This is a genomic window from Labilibaculum euxinicum (assembly GCF_963678175.1).
Taxonomy (GTDB): Bacteria; Bacteroidota; Bacteroidia; order Bacteroidales; family Marinifilaceae; genus Labilibaculum; species Labilibaculum euxinus.
Genome location: NZ_OY782756.1, coordinates 689,781 through 708,763 on the forward strand (window position 1 = coordinate 689,781; position 18,983 = coordinate 708,763).

Sequence of the window (18,983 nt, forward strand, 5' to 3'; positions counted from 1 at the left end):
TATGTATTTGTGATGATTGCATTGTTTAAATAAACCCAATATATATTTCCAATAAAGATTTTATCAATAAGACTTAGTGTACTTGTTTTTAAATAATGTAAAAAACAAAAGACTAATTAACTCTATTATTGAGACCTAATTCATTTGCATGGAGAGACGTCCTACATATAAAGAACTGGAGCAATTACTAAAAGAAGAAAAAGCTAAAACTGCCAAGGCAGAAGTGCTTAAAAATTCTTTTCTTGCAAATATGTCACATGAAATTCGAACGCCAATGAATGCTATTATTGGTGCTTCAGAATTATTACGTGATGATTCTCTTTCAAAAATAGAGCGAAATGAATTTACTAACATTCTTAATACCAGCAGTAAAGAATTGTTGGATTTATTTAATAGAATACTTGAACTTTCCCAATTAGAAAGTGGTTCTATGAATTTCCATGAATCGGAAATATCAGTTCACACTTTATTTATCCAATTGTATTCTATATTCGAACAGAATATTAATGATTCTCAGAAAAATTTAATTCTAAATTTTACTGAAGATCTTCAAGAAATTAAAATATTCACGGATCTTGACAAATTAACAAAGGTTCTATCCTATCTTCTAGAAAACGCAGTGAAATTTACTGAAAAAGGAGAAATTGATTTTGGTTGCGCAATTCAGGATAGAAATAATATTCTTTTTTACGTAAAAGATACTGGTCCCGGTATTAACAAAAACGAACAAGAACAAATATTTAAAAAATTCACGCAAGTGGATAATTCGTACACAAGAATTTATTCAGGTGCCGGATTAGGTTTGAGTTTATGCAAAGAAATTGTAAACTTTTTGGGTGGTAAATTATTTATAGATTCACACCTCGGACAAGGTTCCATTTTTTATTTTACAATTCCTCTAAAATATTCAGAATCGAACATCATTTTAAAAGAAAAAATTGAAGCTATTTTAAAGCTTAATATTAACGATATATATTCTTTATCTACTATTAAAAAGAATATTGCTATTTAGGAAAATTACTAGGTAATAGAAAGGAGCTTGCTGGTCACAAGCTCCTTTTTTTTATTTCGATTTAAAGGATATTTCTTTTAAATTCAATAGGAGGTCAAATACGATTGTAAGCATCAAAAAGTTGAACTTTTGATTCCAGTCGTAGAAAAATCCTATACAAGCTACAATCATAAACAGAATATTTGCCAAACGCAGAACATCCAAAATTTTAAATGATTTAACGCTTTCATAATTTAGTGTACTAAATCTGTAAAATACATTAAGAACAAGTCCAAGACTTAAAACAGCCAATCCGTATTTCTCAGCTTGTAAAATAAATAAGGCACCAATAATAATTAGTATTGTTGCAATGGTATAAACAATTGGTAATATTTTATTCATCTGTTCTTGCTATTAAAAAAGTAATTCAGGGTCAGTAAATTTGTTTTTACCCAAATGTGTATACGCCAGAGGAGTTACTTCTCTTCCTCGAGGCGTTCTTTTAATAAATCCTTCTTTGATTAAAAACGGTTCGTAAACTTCCTCGATTGTACCACTATCTTCACCAACAGCAGTTGCAATTGTAGAAATACCAACCGGCCCTCCATTAAATTTATCAATCACAGTATTTAGAATTCGATTGTCCATTTCATCCAAACCGTGTTTATCAATATTTAATGCTTCCAAAGAGAATTTAGTAATACTCAAATCTATATTTCCATTTCCCTTTACCTGAGCAAAATCACGAACCCTTCTTAAAAGTGCATTCACAATTCGTGGTGTTCCTCTGCTTCGTGAAGCAATTTCGCCTGCAGCTTCATGAGAAATCTCTACATTTAAAATTTTAGCAGATCTTTCCACAATTTTAGTTAAAACAGGAAGGTCGTAATACTCTAAGTGACAATTTATTCCAAAACGTGCACGCAAAGGTGAAGTTAGTAAACCCGAACGAGTTGTTGCACCAATTAACGTAAAAGGATTTAATTCAAGTTGGATGGAACGTGCAGCGGGCCCCTTATCAATCATTATATCGATCTTGAAGTCTTCCATAGCGGAATACAAATACTCCTCTACAATCGGACTTAAACGATGAATTTCGTCAATAAACAACACATCGTTAGGTTCAAGATTGGTTAAAAGCCCGGCAAGGTCTCCTGGTTTATCCATTACCGGACCCGAAGTAATCTTTAATCCAACACCCAATTCGTTGGCTAAAATATTTGAAAGTGTTGTTTTTCCCAATCCAGGAGGTCCATGAAGCAGTACATGATCCAAAGCCTCTTCCCGCATTTTTGCCGCCTTAACAAATATGCTCAGGTTTTCAACTGTCTTTTTTTGACCTCGAAAATCACTAAATTCAAGAGGTCGTAATTTCTTTTCATACTCTTTTTCGTTGTCCGAAAAATTATTATCTCTGATATCCAAGTGATCCTCCATTAGAAGCAAAATTTGACTACATTCATTTGTAAACAATGAAGTGATTTATACAAAAAGGGTTACGGAAATTTATTGATAGGTCATCCAGAATAAGATTAAATCCTTTTCAAGGATAAAACTGAAGCTGCAAATTTATTTAAAGATCTAAACTTTTTAGCACTTTAAACAAATTATCAATTTCAAAAGGTTTCGCGATATGACCATTCATACCATTTCTCAGACATTTTTCTTCGTTGGCAATCATGATATCTGCAGTTAAAGCTATAATTGGAATTTTCTGACCATTCTCCAGATTTCGAATTGCTCTCGTTGCATCTAATCCATCCATTTCAGGCATCATGATATCCATTAAAATAAAATCGTAATTGCCTTGTTTAAACATCTCAATTGCCTCTATTCCGTTATTGGCAACATCAATTAAATAACCATATCGTCTTAAAGTAAATTTAACAACGGTTTGATTTAACTTATTATCCTCAACTAATAAAATGGAATAGTTTTTTGTTTCCCAGCTCATATTGTATTTCGTGGATTTTTCAATGCAATGCAAGATAATAAAATCATTACAAAAACCAGATATTTGATCGAACTAATGATTTGAATATATTTCAAGTTTAAAGAACCCAATTAACCCTTATCAACAAGTCTAATATTATTATTTATTTTTTAAAATTTCTTAAAAGAATATAATGATTAATATATCCTGTTAATACTGTTGGTAAGAGTTTCCGTATTTTATTGATTTTTAATTAAAATTAAACCTAGTAACAGGAAATGAACAGGTATTGTTAATTTTATCACATTTGATTTTCAGTGAAATACTAACGTTATTAACAAGTTGTTGATAACGATGAATATTAATAAAAATTTATCTTATTAATATTAACAGTCTGTTGAAAACCTGTTGAGAGATGTAAATCTTCAAATGAAAAATAAACTTGTAATGGAATAATATTTTTTCTATACAATCAGGAAATTGTATGATCCAAAGAAAAGATTGTAAAATTTAGTAAGGAAAAATCAACAGTATGTTAACTGAATGTGAACAAAAATGTTGATAGCTGTGAGATTATAATGTAAGTGTCAGATTTACAGTATTATCATTCATTGTTTTTATTCAGTTGGATGTAGATATATTAAAATCCCATTTTTTCAAGCAAATGAGTAATTTTAATTAGTTTTGTATCCTTAAACAATGAAATATTTTTGTGGATTTTAAAGAATAGATTAAAAATTAAACAATTTTTATTCTACTTTATTTTGAAAAATTACAAATTTGAAACGTCCATGCCAAATCGATTTTGACACACAGAGAGATAATTATTTCTGCATTGAAAGTTCGATATGGTAAATAAAAAAGAAATAACAAGTATATGAAAACACTAAAAATAGCTATTGCATCAGATCATGCAGGTTATCAATTCAAGAATAGGCTTGGAGAATTTTTAAAGAAAAACGGTTATTTGGTGACTGATTTTGGTACCGATTCGGAAGCTAGTATGGATTATCCGGATACAGCTCATCCATTAGCAGAAGCTGTCGCGTCAGAGAAATTTGATTTTGGATTTACTCTTTGTGGTAGTGGCAATGGAATTACCATGACAGCAAATAAGCATCAAAAAATTCGTGCGGCATTGTGTTGGAATTCTGAAATTGCTGAATTAGCAAGGTTGCATAATAATGCAAATGTGTGTGGAATTCCAGCTAGATTTATTTCTTACGAAGAAGTAGAAAAGATTGCAAAAATATTTTTATCAACTGATTTTGAAGGAGGTAGACACCAAACTCGAATAGATAAAATTCCTTTAAAATAGAGTGTTATTTTTTTGATAAACAGAATCTAAATAAGGAATTAAAGAATTAAAGATGCTTTATTAGTAGTAAATATTGTTATATTTGTGCTGATTGTTAGATGAATATGAGAGTAATACTAAATAGAAAGAATGTTATCGAATACCTGTAAATATGCAATTCGTTCAGTAATTTATTTATCGCTGAATGGCACAGAAGGAAAGAAAATTGGAATCAAAAAGATTTCGGAAGATTTAGAAATTCCCACTCCATTTTTGGGCAAAATATTGCAAAGTTTAGCCAGACAAAAATTGCTTACTTCAACAAAAGGGCCTCATGGTGGATTTGGTATGGGCAAAAAGCCATCTGAAATAACATTAATGAATATTGTTGAAATAGTTGATGGATTGGATATGTTCGAGAACTGTTTGATTGGTATGAGACCCTGTAAAACACACACAAATAAACAATCACCTTGTCCGGTTCATAATCAATTTGGAAGTATCCGACAAACCATTTATGATTTATTTAATGGAAAAACGATTGGTGAATTAATAGATGAAATGGGAACAGCCGAAGAATTTATTAGTTTATAATATTTTCTTAAAAAAAGATATCTTATTAAAGGGCTTGTGGTTCAACAGCAAGTCCTTTTGTTTTTTTAGCCAAGGATACATTATTATAGCAAAAACACCTCCTAAAATATCAGCGAATAAATCCCAATAATCGCCGCTTCTATGTACGAAATAGTTTTGCTGAAGGTACTCTATTAAGCCTCCGTAAAAGGCAATTAATAATAGTATAATTACTGCATTATAAATACGTTTTAATTTCGTTTGAATACTTAGCTCTGCAAATAAGAAAATTCCCATTATAAAGAACATTCCGAAATGAACAAGTTTATCGAAGTGTGGTATTGATATTAGTGGAGTGTTGGGAAGATCATCTCCAGGAATTGAGCATAGAATAAAAATGACAACTGCCCAAAGAATGTTTCTCCAAAATAATTTAGTATTCATAAAGTTTTGCTGAATTTTATTCAAAGGTAATACGCATTTTTAAGATTTTTATTTTTTCAGGAGAATACTTTCTTTTCTCTCAAAGGAGAATTTTCACTTTTAGGTGATTATAAAGAGGAAACAATTGATCCGCCACTTGTAAAATAGTGTATATTTATGATATGTAATTTTGAGTGTTTGTAGTTTTATACGGTAATTATTGGATACAAAAAAAGGAATCAATTTGATTCCTTTTTAAGTTAATATGCTGTTTTAATCAGTACTTTTTTAAGCTGCCCAGAAAAGAAATATCACTTGTAATTTTAGGTTCGCCCTTGTATTTAACCGAACCAATTCCTGAGATACTTACCCGAAGATCTTCTTCTACACAAACTTTACCACTTCCAACTCCACTAATATCAATACTGCCTCTTTTTACAATCAGATCGTAGGCGCTTACACTTCCTGCGCCGGAAATATCAATTGAAACTTCGTCGCATTTACCAGCTAATTTAATAGTTGAAGCACCACTATTATCAATTGTTAATCGATTGGCCGAAAGTTCTAAATCAGCAGAAGATGCACCGTTTATTTCAATATCTAGCTCATCAAAACGAAGCATTTGATCACACTTTAAAGAAATTGCACCATTGGCTTTTAATCCGCTAAGATGTTTAAAACCAATGTATAATTTTAATTCTTTTGATTTGTAAATACTCTTTTCGGTTGATATATAAAGTACGTCGCCCTTAACCCTGGTTTTAATAATATCCATAAGATTTTCATCCGCAACTACTTTTAGGCTGTAATCATCATCCTGAGAAAGAATAATAGTAAAGGCACCGTTAACTTTAATGGTTTCGAAGGTGCTTACTTCTCTTTCCTCTGTTTGCACATTTCCATTGCCTTTTACTCCATCTGCCTGAGCAGGAAATATACATATAAGGCTGATAAACAGAATCGATACTAATGAAAATATTTTTCTAATTGGATTCATAACTATTATTTTTAGGTATAAGTTCACTTTAGCTTTGTTGATATAAAGACGTTTTGGGAATATAAGTGTTGCATTTTTTCTTAACTGATTGTTTTAATAGCTAACAAAAGTTAACAAGATTTTTAATTATTCGTTTGTTGAAGAGGAAAATTTGTCAAATGAATTTACCTTGCAGAAAAATAGATTGATATGTCGGGAGTATATTTTCACATTCCATTTTGTAAACAACTTTGCCACTATTGTGCTTTTCACAAAAGTATTTCATTGCAGGCAAAAGATGATATGTTGGAATGCTTAAAGCTTGAATTAAAACTTAGAAAAGGATATTTAGGTGATACAAGTTTAAATACCATATATTTTGGAGGAGGAACACCATCGGTGTATCAACCAAAAGAAATTGAATCGTTGATTGATGAAGTGGCCAAGTATTTTACTATTGATGCTAATGCTGAAATTACATTGGAAGCCAATCCTGATGATCTTACTGAAAAATACCTGCAGGAGCTGAGTAAAACCAGGGTAAACAGACTTAGTGTGGGAATTCAATCGTTTCATGATGAAGATTTGATTCTGATGAACAGAAGACATACCGGTAAAGAGGCTTTTGATGCTATTCGCAGAGCTCAGAGTTTTAGTTTTGACAATATATCGGTTGATCAGATTTATGGTGTTCCCGGCCTGAGTATGGAAAAGTGGAAGGAGAATTTAGAGCTGGTTTTTGACTTGGATATTCAGCATATTTCATCTTATCATTTAATGTATGATCCGAACACAATATTTACAAAAAAGCTGGAAAAAGGACAGCTGGTTGAGATGGATGAAGAAGAGAGTTTTGAGCAGTTTAATTATTTGATTGATGAAGCCAGAAAACATGGTTTTAGTCATTATGAAATTTCCAATTTTTCGAAAGAAGGATATATTTCCAAACACAATTCAAGCTACTGGAAACAGAAAAAATATCTGGGAATCGGCCCATCAGCTCATTCCTACAATTTGGAGCAACGAGAATGGAATATTGCCAACAATTACAAATACATAAAAGCAATTAGGGAAGGTAAGAGTTTTTCTGAAAAGGAAGAATTGAGCGAACATGATCGATTTAATGATTTTGTTTTGACTTCGCTTCGAACTTATTGGGGAATGGATTTGGAATTGGTGCGTAAGGATTTTGGCGAAGATCTTTATCAGCATTGTATCACAAAATCTAAAAAGTATCTTTTATCTGATCATGTAAGACAAGAAAATAATTGTATCATTTTAAATGATAAAGGTGTGTTTGTTTCCAATGATATTATGTCCGATTTTTTTTGGATTGAAGAAGAATAATAGAATGTAAATACAAACGTTGTTAAAGAATATATAAATTACAATTCTATTTTGGATGAAAGCAATTACTTCTTTTTTACTTGTGTTTATTGTATTAGGCATTTCAAATGTTTATTCGCAAAACGATTCAATTCAGGGTTTGAGTCCAAATCATTTTAACAGGGTATTACAGCTAAATCCAGACGTTGTACTAATAGATGTAAGACCAAAGAAGGAATTCAAAAAAGCTCATATTAAAGGCGCTTATTTAGCTCAAAATTCTGAGGTGTTATTTCATTTGATTGATTCTTTGGGAACATCGAAAGTATACTTGCTTTATTGTAAGTATGGTGAGCAAAGTGTTAATGCCGGGAAGATGATTTACGAAAAGTATAAAATGTCTGCTTGTTCCCTGGAAGGAGGATTGGATGCCTGGCTTCAGGAGGGAAAAGAAATTGAGAATTGATATTATTTCTGCAGCAATAGGTTCAAACAGATTTGGTTTGAGTGAAAGGACAAAGTCAGGTCTGTAATTCTTAAATTGTTTTGGTACTATTTCTTAAACAATTGTTCAATTCTAAGTTTAGATTGTAAGAATTTCTGCAGCAATTGGTTCAAACAGATTTGATTTGAGTGACAGGACAGAGTCAGGTTTGTAATTCTTAAATTGTTTTGGTACTATTTCTCAAACAATTGTTCGATTCGAATTTTAAATTGTAAGAATTTCTGCAGTAATTGGTTCAAACAGATTTGATTTGAGTGAAAGGACAGAGTAAGGTCTGTGATTCTAAAACTGTTTTGATACCATTTCTCAAACAATTGTTCAATTCGAATTTTAAATTGTAAGAATTTCTGCAGCAATTGGTTCAAATAGATTTGGTTTGAGTGAAAGGACAGAGTCAGATCTTTAATTCTTAAATTGTTTTGGTACCATTTCTCAAACAATTGTTCAATTCGAATTTTAAATTGTAAGAATTTCTGCAGCAATTGGTTCAAATGGATTTGATTTGAAGGAGTAGGGCTGAGATAGATCTGGCAATTAGAGATGTCTTTCAAAAAATTGGAACATTCTAAACAGAGAAATAGAAACAAAACAAAAGGCAGATCTTCACAGATCTGCCTTTCCTAATTATCTGAATTTATAGTGAACTATTGTACAATAGTAGTTCCGTTGTAAGCTTTGTTCAAAGCATCCGACAACCAAGTTGGTTTTGCAGTACCAGCACCAGCACCTGTTGCATCAGTATTTTCGGTAACAGTTAGACCAGTAATGGCTTTTACATCGTTACCAGTTCCCATATCAACAAATTTAACATTGGTAACAACAATATCGCCAGCATCGATTCTAGCATGTGCGGCAGCATCTTTTGTTGCGTCATCAGCATAGAAATAGGCTTGAGCTTTGTTAGCTGCCAATCCGCCAATTACAATGTTATCAATGTTCATTTTACCAGCACCTTCTTTCAAATAGAATGGTTTTTCGCCCATTCCGTAAACAGTAAGGTTTTTTAAAGTAGCGTTGGTCATAGGAGTTGCAGTACCGTTATCACCATTGTTTGATCCTTCAATTCCTGATTTTGTAGAATTGATTGATAACCAATACTCTCCGGTTCCATTCCATCCGTCAGCGAAATCAATTCCATCATCTTCACTGTCAACAGAAACAAAGTGAGTAGCGTTTACAGTTCCACCAAAGAATTCCATACCATCATCACCACCTTTATAGGATACGATATAATCAAGAACAGTAGCAGAACCAACAGCGAATAAAGAAAGTCCGTTAAACTCTTTAGTATCGGTATATTTATAACCTGTATATTCCAAACGCAGGTAAGTAATGCTTCCTGAATTATCATCAGCAACATCGCCGCCGTAAGTTAAACCGGAAACCTCAGCACCAGCACTTGCATCGGCTTTGTTGGTTGGAGCGTATCCGCACAATACCAATCCACCCCATGCTTCTGCTTCTTCTTTTGCGCAAGTCATAACAACAGGAGCATCAGCAGTACCATTTACAAAGATTTGAGCACCTTGTTCAACAGCGATATAACGAACTGCAGCATTGGCCTGAGTTACTTCCGAAGCGATAATTACAGTTCCTGCAGGGATAGTTAATTTTGCACCTTTTTTAACAATTACAGGACCATCAAGAATATAAGTAGTATTGGCATCTAATGTTTTATCTGATGTGATATCTTCGTTTAACACCAAAGTAGCTTTTACTGCATCACCAAAAACAGTTGTTGTTGCATTAATTGTATTTAATGCGTCCGGCATCCAGTCTGGTTTGTTGATACCATTACCAGCTCCACTAGCAGAAAAGTTTTCTGAAACTGTTAAACCAGCTACTGTCTTAACTGTATTTCCTTCACCCATGTTTACGAATTTAACGTCGGTAACTTTAATATCACCAGCATCAATTCTAGCATGTGCGGCAGCATCTTTTGATGCATCATCAGCATAAAAATAAGCTTGAGCTTTTCCGTCTGCTAAACCACCAATAACGATATTATTGATATTCATTTTACCAGCACCTTCTTTCAAATAGAATGGTTTTTCGCCCATTCCGTAAACAGTAAGGTTTTTTAAAGTAGCATTGGTCATAGGAGTTGCTGCTCCGTTATCGCCGTTGTTTGATCCTTCGATACCTGATTTTGTTGAGTTGATTGAAACCCAGTACTCTCCGGTTCCAGACCATCCGTCAGCAAAATCGATTCCATCATCTTCACTGTCAACAGAAACAAAGTGAGAAGCATTAACGGTTCCACCAAAGAACTCCATACCATCATCACCACCTTTATAAGATACGATATAATCTAAAGTAGTTCCAGAACCAACACCGAATAAAGAAAGTCCGTTGAATTCTTTTGTATCGGTATATTTATAACCTGTATATTCCAAACGCAGGTAAGTAATACTTCCTGAATTATCATCAGCAACATCGCCGCCATAAGTTAAACCGGAAACTTCAGCACCAGCACTTGCATCAGCTTTGTTGGTTGGAGCATATCCGCACAATACCAATCCACCCCAGGCTTCAGCTTCTTTTACATCACTGGTCATTACAACAGGTGAATTAGCAGTACCATCAATATTTATTTTTGCTCCTTGTTCAACAGCGATGTAGCGAACTTCGCTGTTTGCAGAGGTTGGTGTTGTGGCTTCGATTCTTGTTCCCGCAGGAATTGTTAAAGTAGCTCCCGATTTTACAAGAAGTTTTCCTGATAACTTGTAAACTTTGCTGGCATCTAATGTCATGCTTTCGGTAACATCCCCCTTAAAATTTTCAACTGTAAATTTATCAAGCGGGTTGTCAGTCCCATTGTCATCATCTGAACAACTTGATAAAGCAATTATAGAAATCGCTAACATCGATAACAATAAATTTTTCATTTTTTCTTTTTTTTTAATTATAAAATGGAATTTTTTTAAAATGTATAGTTTACTCCCAAACTGAATTTCACTCCTTTTTTATGGTGTTTAACTAACCAGTTTTGGGTTTCGTTTTCCTGAATTCTATCTATATTCTGGTTTAATATATTTTTTACAGAGAGGCTTACACCGAACTTTTTTAATTTTGATTTTACAACAAAATCAAGATTGTGAATTTCCTTGTCTACCTGATTTCCCAGTGATGCATATCCAATTAGATTTAATCGGTCAGAAACATAATTGTAGGAAATGGTAGAGGTTATTGAATTAACAGTGTTCCAAGAATATTTATAACTTAAATTTGCATTTGCAATAAGCGGAGCAGCACCTTGCAATTCTTCTTTATCTTTATTGAAATTTGCATTTACAAGACCTTGAGATTGTTCGTTAATTTTTTCACTATCCAATGTCTGCTCAGTTTTCATTAAGGTAAGATTGGCAGTTGTGTATAATTTTTTAGCAGAATTTCCGGAAGAAATTGTGAAAATATCTTTTTTAGCTTCCAGCTCTACTCCATATACATAAGCCCAATCTCCTGTATTTGCATAGGTAAAATCGTTACTGGCTGATGCCATTACAAATTTGTTGATTGGGTCGACGATGTATTTACCAAAAACAGCAGCAGAAAATAATTCATTTGGTTTCGGGTATACTTCCCATTTCAATTCTCCATTGTAGTTTTTTGAAGGAGTTAAATATGGATTTCCTAATGATTCTTCGTCTTTATCTTGAAATGAGAATAAGGCAGTTTCTTTAAATTGCGGAAGCGTATAAGTTACACCTGCTGCAAATCGCAGGTTCGATTTATCAGTTAAAGCATATCGTAAAGATAGATCCGGTAATACGTTTAATTCCGTAAAATCATTTTTATCGCTTCCTAAAGCCGTATTGTATTCAATTTGCTGATAAACATTTTCAAGTCTGACTCCTAATAAAAGCAACAAGCGGGCAGTAAAGTTGTATTCCAAGGAAGCAAATCCGGCATTGATAGTCTGTTTTCCATCGTAGGTATCAAACACTATAAAATGACTTGATCTAACCCTTAAGTCAAACAGTTTATTTTGGAGACCTTCATTGTTAAAATAGGAATCAATATCATCAACATTAGTAAGTCTATTGTTCAAAATTTTATGATTGAACTGAACGGCTTCAAAGCTTCTTGTTTTGAATTTTCCAGAATAACCTACACTTAATTTTCCTTTATATCCGGCATCTTCAAATCCTTCTCCAAATTTGTAATCCAGATTAAAATTTCCTGCTATTTCATCTTCCACCAAGTCATGATAATATCTGCTGTTATTGGCCGGATCGTTGGTTGCAAATTCTTTTTCTGTATCAGTACCATTTTCCATGGTAATATATCTCCTGTCAGGTACAACGTTGTTTACGTTGTTATAGGTAACTCCCCAATGAATTTCTGTTTTAGAATTCAGTTTATGATCTCCCAGCAACTGATTTACGAGTACGGTGTTTTTTTCATATTCCATTTTACGAACAAGTGCACCCTCTTCAGCCAAATCTTTAATGTATCCTGTGCCGCTTCCAATCCAATCTTCCGAAGTATTTAAGAACATTGAGTTCAAATAAATATTGGAATTGCTCCAATTGTAATTTAAATTGATCATTCCGGTTGTTTGAGTATCGTATTGGTACTCCTCACCGGTTAAATCCTTTCTTAAATCATTACTGCCGTTTATTTTTCTTTCGGCAAGTTCTCCATAGTAGTATTCGTTATCGAATGACAATGTTCCAAAAACATTTAGCTTTGAATTTTCAAAATTGAAAGTTTTTCCTCCCGATAAGGCTAAACCTAAATTCGGATAGATTGTTTTCTCCTGAGGATTCCATTTGTTCTCAAATTTGTAATTTGAAAAATCAGTTGGATAATCTGAGTTATAAAATCCTGTCAAATTAGGTCCGTCACTCATATAGAATTTATCGGCATCCAGTGTGCTTGAGTTCAAACCTGTTTTTACACCTACTTTAAAAAAGTTTTCACCACTATGCTTTTTCGAAACAATATTGATGTTGGCACCGGCAAAATCACCTGATAAATTCGACATTGAAACTTTTTGAACATCAACAAATTCAATAATATCGGTTGAAAATAATTTTAAATCGATATTTTTAAACTGAGAATCGTTGGATGGTAAAGGCAATCCGTTTAGGGTGGTTGAGTTGTAACGATCCCCCAATCCACGAACGTTTAAACCATTAGTTCCTTCTTGTTTTGAAATTCCCGTAATTTTAGCAGCTGCAGCAGCAGCATCGGAAACACCTTGGTTGGCTAATTCCTGAGCCCCAATAGATTGTTTAATTATTGCAGATTTTTTCTGATCCAACAGCAATACAACTTCTGATTCTCGTTTCGCTTTGGCAAACACCTTTACATCATTTAACTCTACTGTTGAAGATCCCAATACAAAATCCACACTCACCGGGTTTCCCTCATTAACGGAGATGTTTTCTTTTGATAAGGTTTCGTAGGAAATAAAGGAACATTTAAGAGTTACAACGCCAGCTGGAATATTTGGCAGTGAATAATTACCGTCAAAATCGGTTACGGTTCCAATAGTAGTACCGTCTACATATACCGATGCTCCAATTAATGCTTCTCCGGTTTTTCCATCCGTCACATTTCCTGTTGCGCTTCCCTTTTGCGCAAATACACTAATTGATGAAATGCTTAGTAATAAAACTAAGATTACTTGTTTAATCATTTTTTGAAAAATAAGTCAATACGTTTTTACTTTCTAATCACATTGCGATGTTAGGGAAGAACTGTGATTAGAATGATAAGTGCGTTTTAAATAAAAATTATCAAATTAAACTGCTGGTGTTAATTTTAAGTTAGGGATTGATTCGTTTGTAAAACAAATGTGAAGTGAATGTAAAGATGATATTTACATTGATAATTGAGCCAGTAGGTAAGTCAAATGTAATTAGTGTGTTATTTATATTTGCTTCGTTATTATTACAATGAGATTGCGAAATTATTACAGTGTTTTTTTAAGACAGTTTTTTTGATTTATTTATTTTTTCGAGTAAAAATGATCGAAAATTTCTCTTGAAATACTTCTCACTTTTTTAAGACGAAATTATCGGGCTTAATTATTTTTATGTCTTAATTATTAAGATTTTATTAATATTTAAACAATTGAACTACAATAAGATTAATGAAAACTTAACATAGATTTCAAAGATTATCTTACTTTTATTTAAATATTTGCTGATCGAAAAAAGAGTGATTCAGTAATCCTTATTTTACGTCATTATTGTTGGTTTACTTACTTTAAATAGCGTTTTAAAATTTATATGAAACGTCTGTGACAAGGATATTTTGACACACGGGGGATAATTATTGGTACATGGCAAGTTCTCCCGATAAATTCGGGACAGGCTATATTGCAATTAAAAAACATATTATTATCATATGAAATTGATTTCATCAAAAAAGGTTACAGTCTATCTAAGTTTATTTACTGCATTGCTAAGTATATTACTATACGGGCTCACCTATTTTTTACCCTTTAATTTGTTGTATCTGATTATATTTACAATTATTACAGGTTTGCTGGTTTATTTCATGACAAAGTATCTCGTTGATCGATTTTTATATTCTAAAATCAGAATACTTTATAAAACAATTCATGATACTCAGTTAATTGATAAGGATTTAGCTGAAAAAGTTCAAAATACTGATGCTTTGCATGCTGTGGAAATGGAAGTGATGGAATGGAGCGAAAACAGGGGATCGCTGGTTTCACAATTAAAAAAACAAGAGAAATACCGAAAAGAATTTATTGGTAACGTCTCTCATGAGCTTAAGACACCTATCTTTAATATTCAAGGTTATGTTCTTACCTTGTTGGATGGAGGTCTGGAAGATCAATCCATAAATAGAATGTATTTGGAGCGAACCGAGAAAAGTATCAATCGTATGATTACAATTGTTAAGGATCTGGAAGTTATTTCAAAACTGGAATCAGGAGAATTAAAATTGTGTTTTGAGCGGTTTAATATCGTCGATTTGATAAATGAGGTGCTGGAGATGCAGGAAATTAGAGCTAAAAAGAATAATATAAAGCTCGTTTTTGCGCAAGAGAATGATAGTTCTAAATTTGTGTATGCAGATAAAAAGGAAATTTTCCAGGTTGTAAATAATCTGCTTGTTAATTCTATTAAATATGGAAAAAACAAAGGAACAACGCATATTGAAGTAATGAGTATGGATAAAACGTTTCTGATTGAAATTCGGGATAATGGTATCGGAATTGAACCTGATAATCTTCCCCGGATTTTTGAACGTTTTTTTAGAGTAGATAAAAGCCGGTCCCGAAATATGGGTGGTTCGGGATTAGGACTTGCAATCGTTAAACACATTATTGATGCTCATAACCAAACTATTAATGTTAGCAGCACGTATGGTGAGGGGGCAAGTTTTACATTTACACTGGACAAAGCAAAATAAACAAAACTAAATAACCAAAAGTATAATGGAAAGCAGTAATTACAAGATTTTATTGGTAGACGATGAATCTGATATTCTTGAGTTTTTGAGTTATAATCTGAAAAAAGAAGGTTTTCAGGTTGCCACAGCTGGAAATGGTGTTGAAGCCATTGAAAAAGCTAAAAAATTTCATCCTCATTTAATTATTTTAGATGTGATGATGCCGGAAATGGATGGAATCGAAACATGCGAAAAAATCCGTTCGATACCCGATTTTCAAGATGTGTTGATTTCTTTCTTAACTGCACGTGGAGAAGATTATTCTCAAATTGCCGGTTTTGAAGCAGGAGCTGATGACTATATCAATAAACCAATTAAACCAAAGGTATTTATAAGCCGGGTAAATGCTCTTCTAAAAAGATCAGGACGAATTTCTGATGATACTTCGAATCCATCAACCCGATTAATTACGATTGGGAATTTATCGATTGACAGGGAGCGTTATCTAATTATTCAAAATGGAAATGAGTTCTCATTGCCAAGAAAAGAATTTGAGTTGTTATTATTGTTGGTCTCGCGTCCGGAAAAAGTATTTACCCGCGATGATATTTATGCGGCCATTTGGGGCGAAAAAATTATTGTGGGAGATCGTACAATAGATGTACATATTCGAAAATTGCGTGAAAAAATTGGCGATCGTTTTATTCAAACGATTAAAGGAGTAGGATATAAATTTGTTGATGTAGATTAGGCATATGCCAGGGTGGCGATACTAACTTTTGCACCCTCGGCTTTTAATAGGGCATGAGCGCACGCCTCAAGGGTTGATCCTGTGGTTACTACATCATCAACCAATAAAATGTGCTTGTTAATTAGATTCGATGGCTCTATCAGCTCAAAGATGTTATCCACATTTTGCCATCGTTCTAATTTGTTCTTTTTAGTTTGTGATTCGGTATGAATCTTTCTGATTAAATTTTTTGAATCAGTAGGTTTCAGCATCGATTTTCCAAGGCCAAGAGCTACTAATTCTGCTTGATTGTATCCTCTTATTTTTTCTTTCTTTGGATGCAGTGGAACAGGAATAATAACATCAATATCTTTAAAAAATTCTGAATTTTTTAGACTTTCACCAAAGTGTTTTCCCAATGCAATTCCAATTTCTTGTTTATTGTGATATTTCAATTTGTGAATTAACTTCTGAAACTGACTTCCTTTACTAAATGTATAATACGAAGCGGCATAATTAATATTTACTCTACCCCAAAACAATATCGAGACAGGATTGTTTTTATTCAGATGAAAATCAGTCTTGGGTAAATGAAATAAACACCTGGTACATATTGTTGTTTCATTTTTAAAAAGATAACTACCGCAAGCCTCGCACAGTCTGGGGTAAAACAAATTGAGGAAATCATTAAACCATGTTGATATAGAAAGTTTTAATGTCATGTTATTTGAGCTGTAATAATTTCTCAATAAAAATTTAACTCTTACTTAATGGTTTGATAAGTTTATTCTAATCTTTTTCAGATTATACTGAGCTATATTTGTTTTGAAAAGAGAATGGTAAATAAAAGAGTTATTAATTACCTTCTAAAATAAGAAAATTAAGTTAATTAAAAAACATTTGAAGATTGAATGTTCATATTAAACTGAAATCAAAAAAAAATGAAAAAATTAGTATTCCTTTTTGCTGCGCTACTTGTTTTAGGTTTTGAAAGTCAAGCTGTAAATGTAGTTACGCCTGTGGGCGATAAAGAAATGGAAGTTGCCGAAATGGCAGCAATGACAACAACGAGTTTAACTGGTGTTGTTTTGGATAATGAAACTGGTGAAGCATTAACAGGAGTTGCTATCCGTTTCGAAGGATCAAATGAAACAGTTTACACAGATTTTGACGGGAATTTTAAAATTGCCAATGTTGTTCCAGGAAATTACAATATTTTATCAAGTTACATTTCTTATAGTGATAATAAATTAAAAGATGTAAATGTGAATGGTGTAAATAATGTTATTCGCCTGGTTCTTAAAAAGGATTAATTTTTATAGATGAGTAGAAAATTACCAATTGTTTTAGGCATTTTATTTTGTCTGATTACAAATCACTCTATTTCCCAGGTGATTAAGGAAGTTGAAGGATTGTATTACAATGCCACCGGAGATTTGTATACGGGAACATATACCGAATTTTACGAAAGCGGTAACAAACGAATAGAAATGAATTTAGTAGAGGGAAAGCGAAATGGAAAAATTACGCTTTACTTCGAAAATGAAAAAATTCAGGAGGTTCGTTCTTATTCGGACGGACTAATGGATGGTACCTGGATTACCTGGAACGATAATTCTGTAAAAATTGCGGAAGCAACTTATAAACGGAATAAAAAACACGGGAAATGGTATATTTGGGATGATAATGGTGTTAAAAGATACGAGATGGAATATAGTGAGGGTGAGAAAGTTGGAACCTGGTATATTTGGGATGAAAATGGAAATCTTCTAAAAGAACGTAAGTTTTAGTAAATTCACAATAATAGTTCTCTGAAGTCGCTTAATGAAAATTAAGCGGCTTTTCTCGTTTATTCTAATTGTTTGTAATGAATACATGAAAATTGTTAATAATTTTGCAATAGAAGCGTTAAACTATAACAATAGTAATCTGAAATAGAATAAAATTTAATGAATTCCTTTTTCCAAATAGTAGTAAATGTTAAAAACCGGCTGGTTCAATTTTTCAGTTTTCTTTATTCTGAATTTGTTGGTTTTTTGAGAAGGAATAAATATGGTGTGATGGGCACACTCGCTTTTCACATGCTTTTGATTATACTGCTTCTGGCCTTTAAACTGAATACAAAGAGAGAATTTTTAGAATCGGAAATTTTAATTGATATTCCTCCCGAAGTGGCCGAACAGTTTCTAAAAGAAGAGAAGGAAAAAATTGAAGAAGCCCTCGAAGAAAAAAAATCTGAAATCTCTAAAAGCGTAGACGAACTTCTTCGGTCAATTGCCGTAAACCAAAACGTTGCAAAATCGAAAACGGATCCAAAACGAAACGTCGATAAAATGATTGAAGAGATTCGAAAGGACTTGGATGATTATGGTTCTGACGATGCTGCAGATGGTTCAGGGGACTTAAAAGAGTTTAAAAAGGATAGTTTGACCGATGCCGAGGCAAAAGAAAAACAGAAGCTTTTAGATTCTTTGGAAAGTATTGAGTACAGTGGTCCAAGCAGTGTTTATTACAGTTTAGAGGGCAGGCATAAAATCTATTTGCCTATTCCGGTATTTAAATGCGAAGGCGAAGGCTTGGTTGTTGTTCAGATTGCTGTTAATCAGGCAGGAAGAGTGATCCAATCCAAAATTTTGAAACAAGAATCAGGAGTGCAGGATAATTGTTTATTTGATGCTGCATTACAAGCTTCCCGAAAAACCAGATTTAATATCAGTACGAGTAGTCCTCAGCAACAAATTGGTACAATTACCTACCAATTTGTAAAGCAATAAAACTGTTGTATTGGTTTACTGATATAGCATAAAAATATATTCTTGATTATTAAGCAATAATATATAAATTGGAAACTC

18 protein-coding genes are annotated in these 18,983 nt (G+C 32.8%); 10 read left to right on the forward strand and 8 right to left on the reverse strand.

Annotation, left to right across the window (positions count from 1 at the left end):
* Positions 1-148: 148 nt before the first annotated feature.
* Positions 149-1,012, forward strand: a complete 864-nt coding sequence (locus ACY0M5_RS03105) for a sensor histidine kinase (RefSeq protein ID WP_124994529.1) — start codon at positions 149-151, stop codon at positions 1,010-1,012.
* A gap of 51 nt (positions 1,013-1,063) precedes the next feature.
* Here the strand turns inward: ACY0M5_RS03105 and ACY0M5_RS03110 are convergent, their stop codons facing one another.
* The 3 genes from ACY0M5_RS03110 to ACY0M5_RS03120 form a co-directional block, all read right to left on the reverse strand.
* A complete protein-coding gene (locus ACY0M5_RS03110) occupies positions 1,064-1,393 on the reverse strand; it encodes a hypothetical protein (RefSeq protein ID WP_461630780.1) in 330 nt (109 codons plus the stop codon).
* 12 nt (positions 1,394-1,405) lie between these two features.
* On the reverse strand, positions 1,406-2,428 hold the full coding sequence (gene ruvB, locus ACY0M5_RS03115) for a Holliday junction branch migration DNA helicase RuvB (RefSeq protein ID WP_461630781.1): 1,023 nt from the start codon (positions 2,426-2,428) through the stop codon (positions 1,406-1,408).
* Positions 2,429-2,564: 136 nt separating this feature from the next.
* Positions 2,565-2,945 (reverse strand): response regulator, encoded by a 381-nt coding sequence (locus tag ACY0M5_RS03120; RefSeq protein ID WP_124994527.1) that lies wholly within the window; start codon positions 2,943-2,945, stop codon positions 2,565-2,567.
* Between the two features lie 856 nt (positions 2,946-3,801).
* Here ACY0M5_RS03120 and rpiB point away from each other — a divergent pair.
* Together rpiB and ACY0M5_RS03130 are read left to right on the forward strand one after the other, a co-directional pair.
* A complete protein-coding gene (gene rpiB / locus ACY0M5_RS03125; RefSeq protein WP_101311149.1) occupies positions 3,802-4,242 on the forward strand; it encodes a ribose 5-phosphate isomerase B in 441 nt (146 codons plus the stop codon).
* Between the two features lie 129 nt (positions 4,243-4,371).
* Positions 4,372-4,815, forward strand: a complete 444-nt coding sequence (locus tag ACY0M5_RS03130) for an RrF2 family transcriptional regulator (RefSeq protein WP_101311150.1) — start codon at positions 4,372-4,374, stop codon at positions 4,813-4,815.
* Here the strand turns inward: ACY0M5_RS03130 and ACY0M5_RS03135 are convergent.
* Complete coding sequence (locus ACY0M5_RS03135) at positions 4,810-5,238, reverse strand: VanZ family protein (RefSeq protein ID WP_461630782.1); 429 nt, start codon at positions 5,236-5,238, stop codon at positions 4,810-4,812. The genes ACY0M5_RS03130 and ACY0M5_RS03135 overlap by 6 nt on opposite strands.
* 256 nt (positions 5,239-5,494) lie before the next feature.
* On the reverse strand, positions 5,495-6,214 hold the full coding sequence (locus tag ACY0M5_RS03140; protein WP_461630783.1) for a head GIN domain-containing protein: 720 nt from the start codon (positions 6,212-6,214) through the stop codon (positions 5,495-5,497).
* Positions 6,215-6,403: 189 nt separating this feature from the next.
* On the opposite strand from ACY0M5_RS03140, the gene hemW reads away from it, so the two are divergent.
* Entirely contained in the window at positions 6,404-7,540 is a 1,137-nt protein-coding gene (hemW, locus tag ACY0M5_RS03145; protein ID WP_461630784.1) for a radical SAM family heme chaperone HemW, read from the forward strand.
* Between the two features lie 55 nt (positions 7,541-7,595).
* Positions 7,596-7,985, forward strand: a complete 390-nt coding sequence (locus ACY0M5_RS03150; RefSeq protein WP_461630785.1) for a rhodanese-like domain-containing protein — start codon at positions 7,596-7,598, stop codon at positions 7,983-7,985.
* Between the two features lie 683 nt (positions 7,986-8,668).
* Here ACY0M5_RS03150 and ACY0M5_RS03155 read toward each other — a convergent pair.
* Together ACY0M5_RS03155 and ACY0M5_RS03160 are read right to left on the reverse strand one after the other, a co-directional pair.
* Positions 8,669-10,912 (reverse strand): hypothetical protein, encoded by a 2,244-nt coding sequence (locus ACY0M5_RS03155; RefSeq protein WP_461630786.1) that lies wholly within the window; start codon positions 10,910-10,912, stop codon positions 8,669-8,671.
* A gap of 35 nt (positions 10,913-10,947) precedes the next feature.
* On the reverse strand, positions 10,948-13,671 hold the full coding sequence (locus ACY0M5_RS03160) for a TonB-dependent receptor (RefSeq protein WP_461630787.1): 2,724 nt from the start codon (positions 13,669-13,671) through the stop codon (positions 10,948-10,950).
* A gap of 713 nt (positions 13,672-14,384) precedes the next feature.
* On the opposite strand from ACY0M5_RS03160, the gene ACY0M5_RS03165 reads away from it, so the two are divergent.
* Both ACY0M5_RS03165 and ACY0M5_RS03170 read left to right on the forward strand, forming a co-directional pair.
* Positions 14,385-15,422: a sensor histidine kinase gene (locus ACY0M5_RS03165; protein WP_124994521.1), complete on the forward strand. Its 1,038-nt coding sequence runs from the start codon at positions 14,385-14,387 to the stop codon at positions 15,420-15,422.
* Between the two features lie 25 nt (positions 15,423-15,447).
* A complete protein-coding gene (locus ACY0M5_RS03170; protein WP_124994520.1) occupies positions 15,448-16,152 on the forward strand; it encodes a response regulator transcription factor in 705 nt (234 codons plus the stop codon).
* On the opposite strand, the gene ACY0M5_RS03175 is transcribed toward ACY0M5_RS03170, so the two are convergent.
* Positions 16,149-16,853: a ComF family protein gene (locus ACY0M5_RS03175; protein ID WP_156194755.1), complete on the reverse strand. Its 705-nt coding sequence runs from the start codon at positions 16,851-16,853 to the stop codon at positions 16,149-16,151. The two genes, ACY0M5_RS03170 and ACY0M5_RS03175, sit on opposite strands and share 4 nt — an antisense overlap.
* Positions 16,854-17,072: 219 nt before the next feature.
* On the opposite strand from ACY0M5_RS03175, the gene ACY0M5_RS03180 reads away from it, so the two are divergent.
* From ACY0M5_RS03180 to ACY0M5_RS03190, 3 genes are all read left to right on the forward strand, one after another.
* On the forward strand, positions 17,073-17,444 hold the full coding sequence (locus ACY0M5_RS03180) for a carboxypeptidase-like regulatory domain-containing protein (protein WP_461630788.1): 372 nt from the start codon (positions 17,073-17,075) through the stop codon (positions 17,442-17,444).
* Positions 17,445-17,453: 9 nt separating this feature from the next.
* Positions 17,454-17,921, forward strand: a complete 468-nt coding sequence (locus ACY0M5_RS03185; RefSeq protein ID WP_124994517.1) for a toxin-antitoxin system YwqK family antitoxin — start codon at positions 17,454-17,456, stop codon at positions 17,919-17,921.
* A 159-nt stretch (positions 17,922-18,080) separates the two neighbouring features.
* The gene (locus tag ACY0M5_RS03190; RefSeq protein WP_461630789.1) at positions 18,081-18,905 is read left to right on the forward strand and encodes an energy transducer TonB family protein; all 825 of its coding nucleotides are present in this window, start codon (positions 18,081-18,083) and stop codon (positions 18,903-18,905) included.
* Positions 18,906-18,983 lie beyond the last annotated feature (78 nt).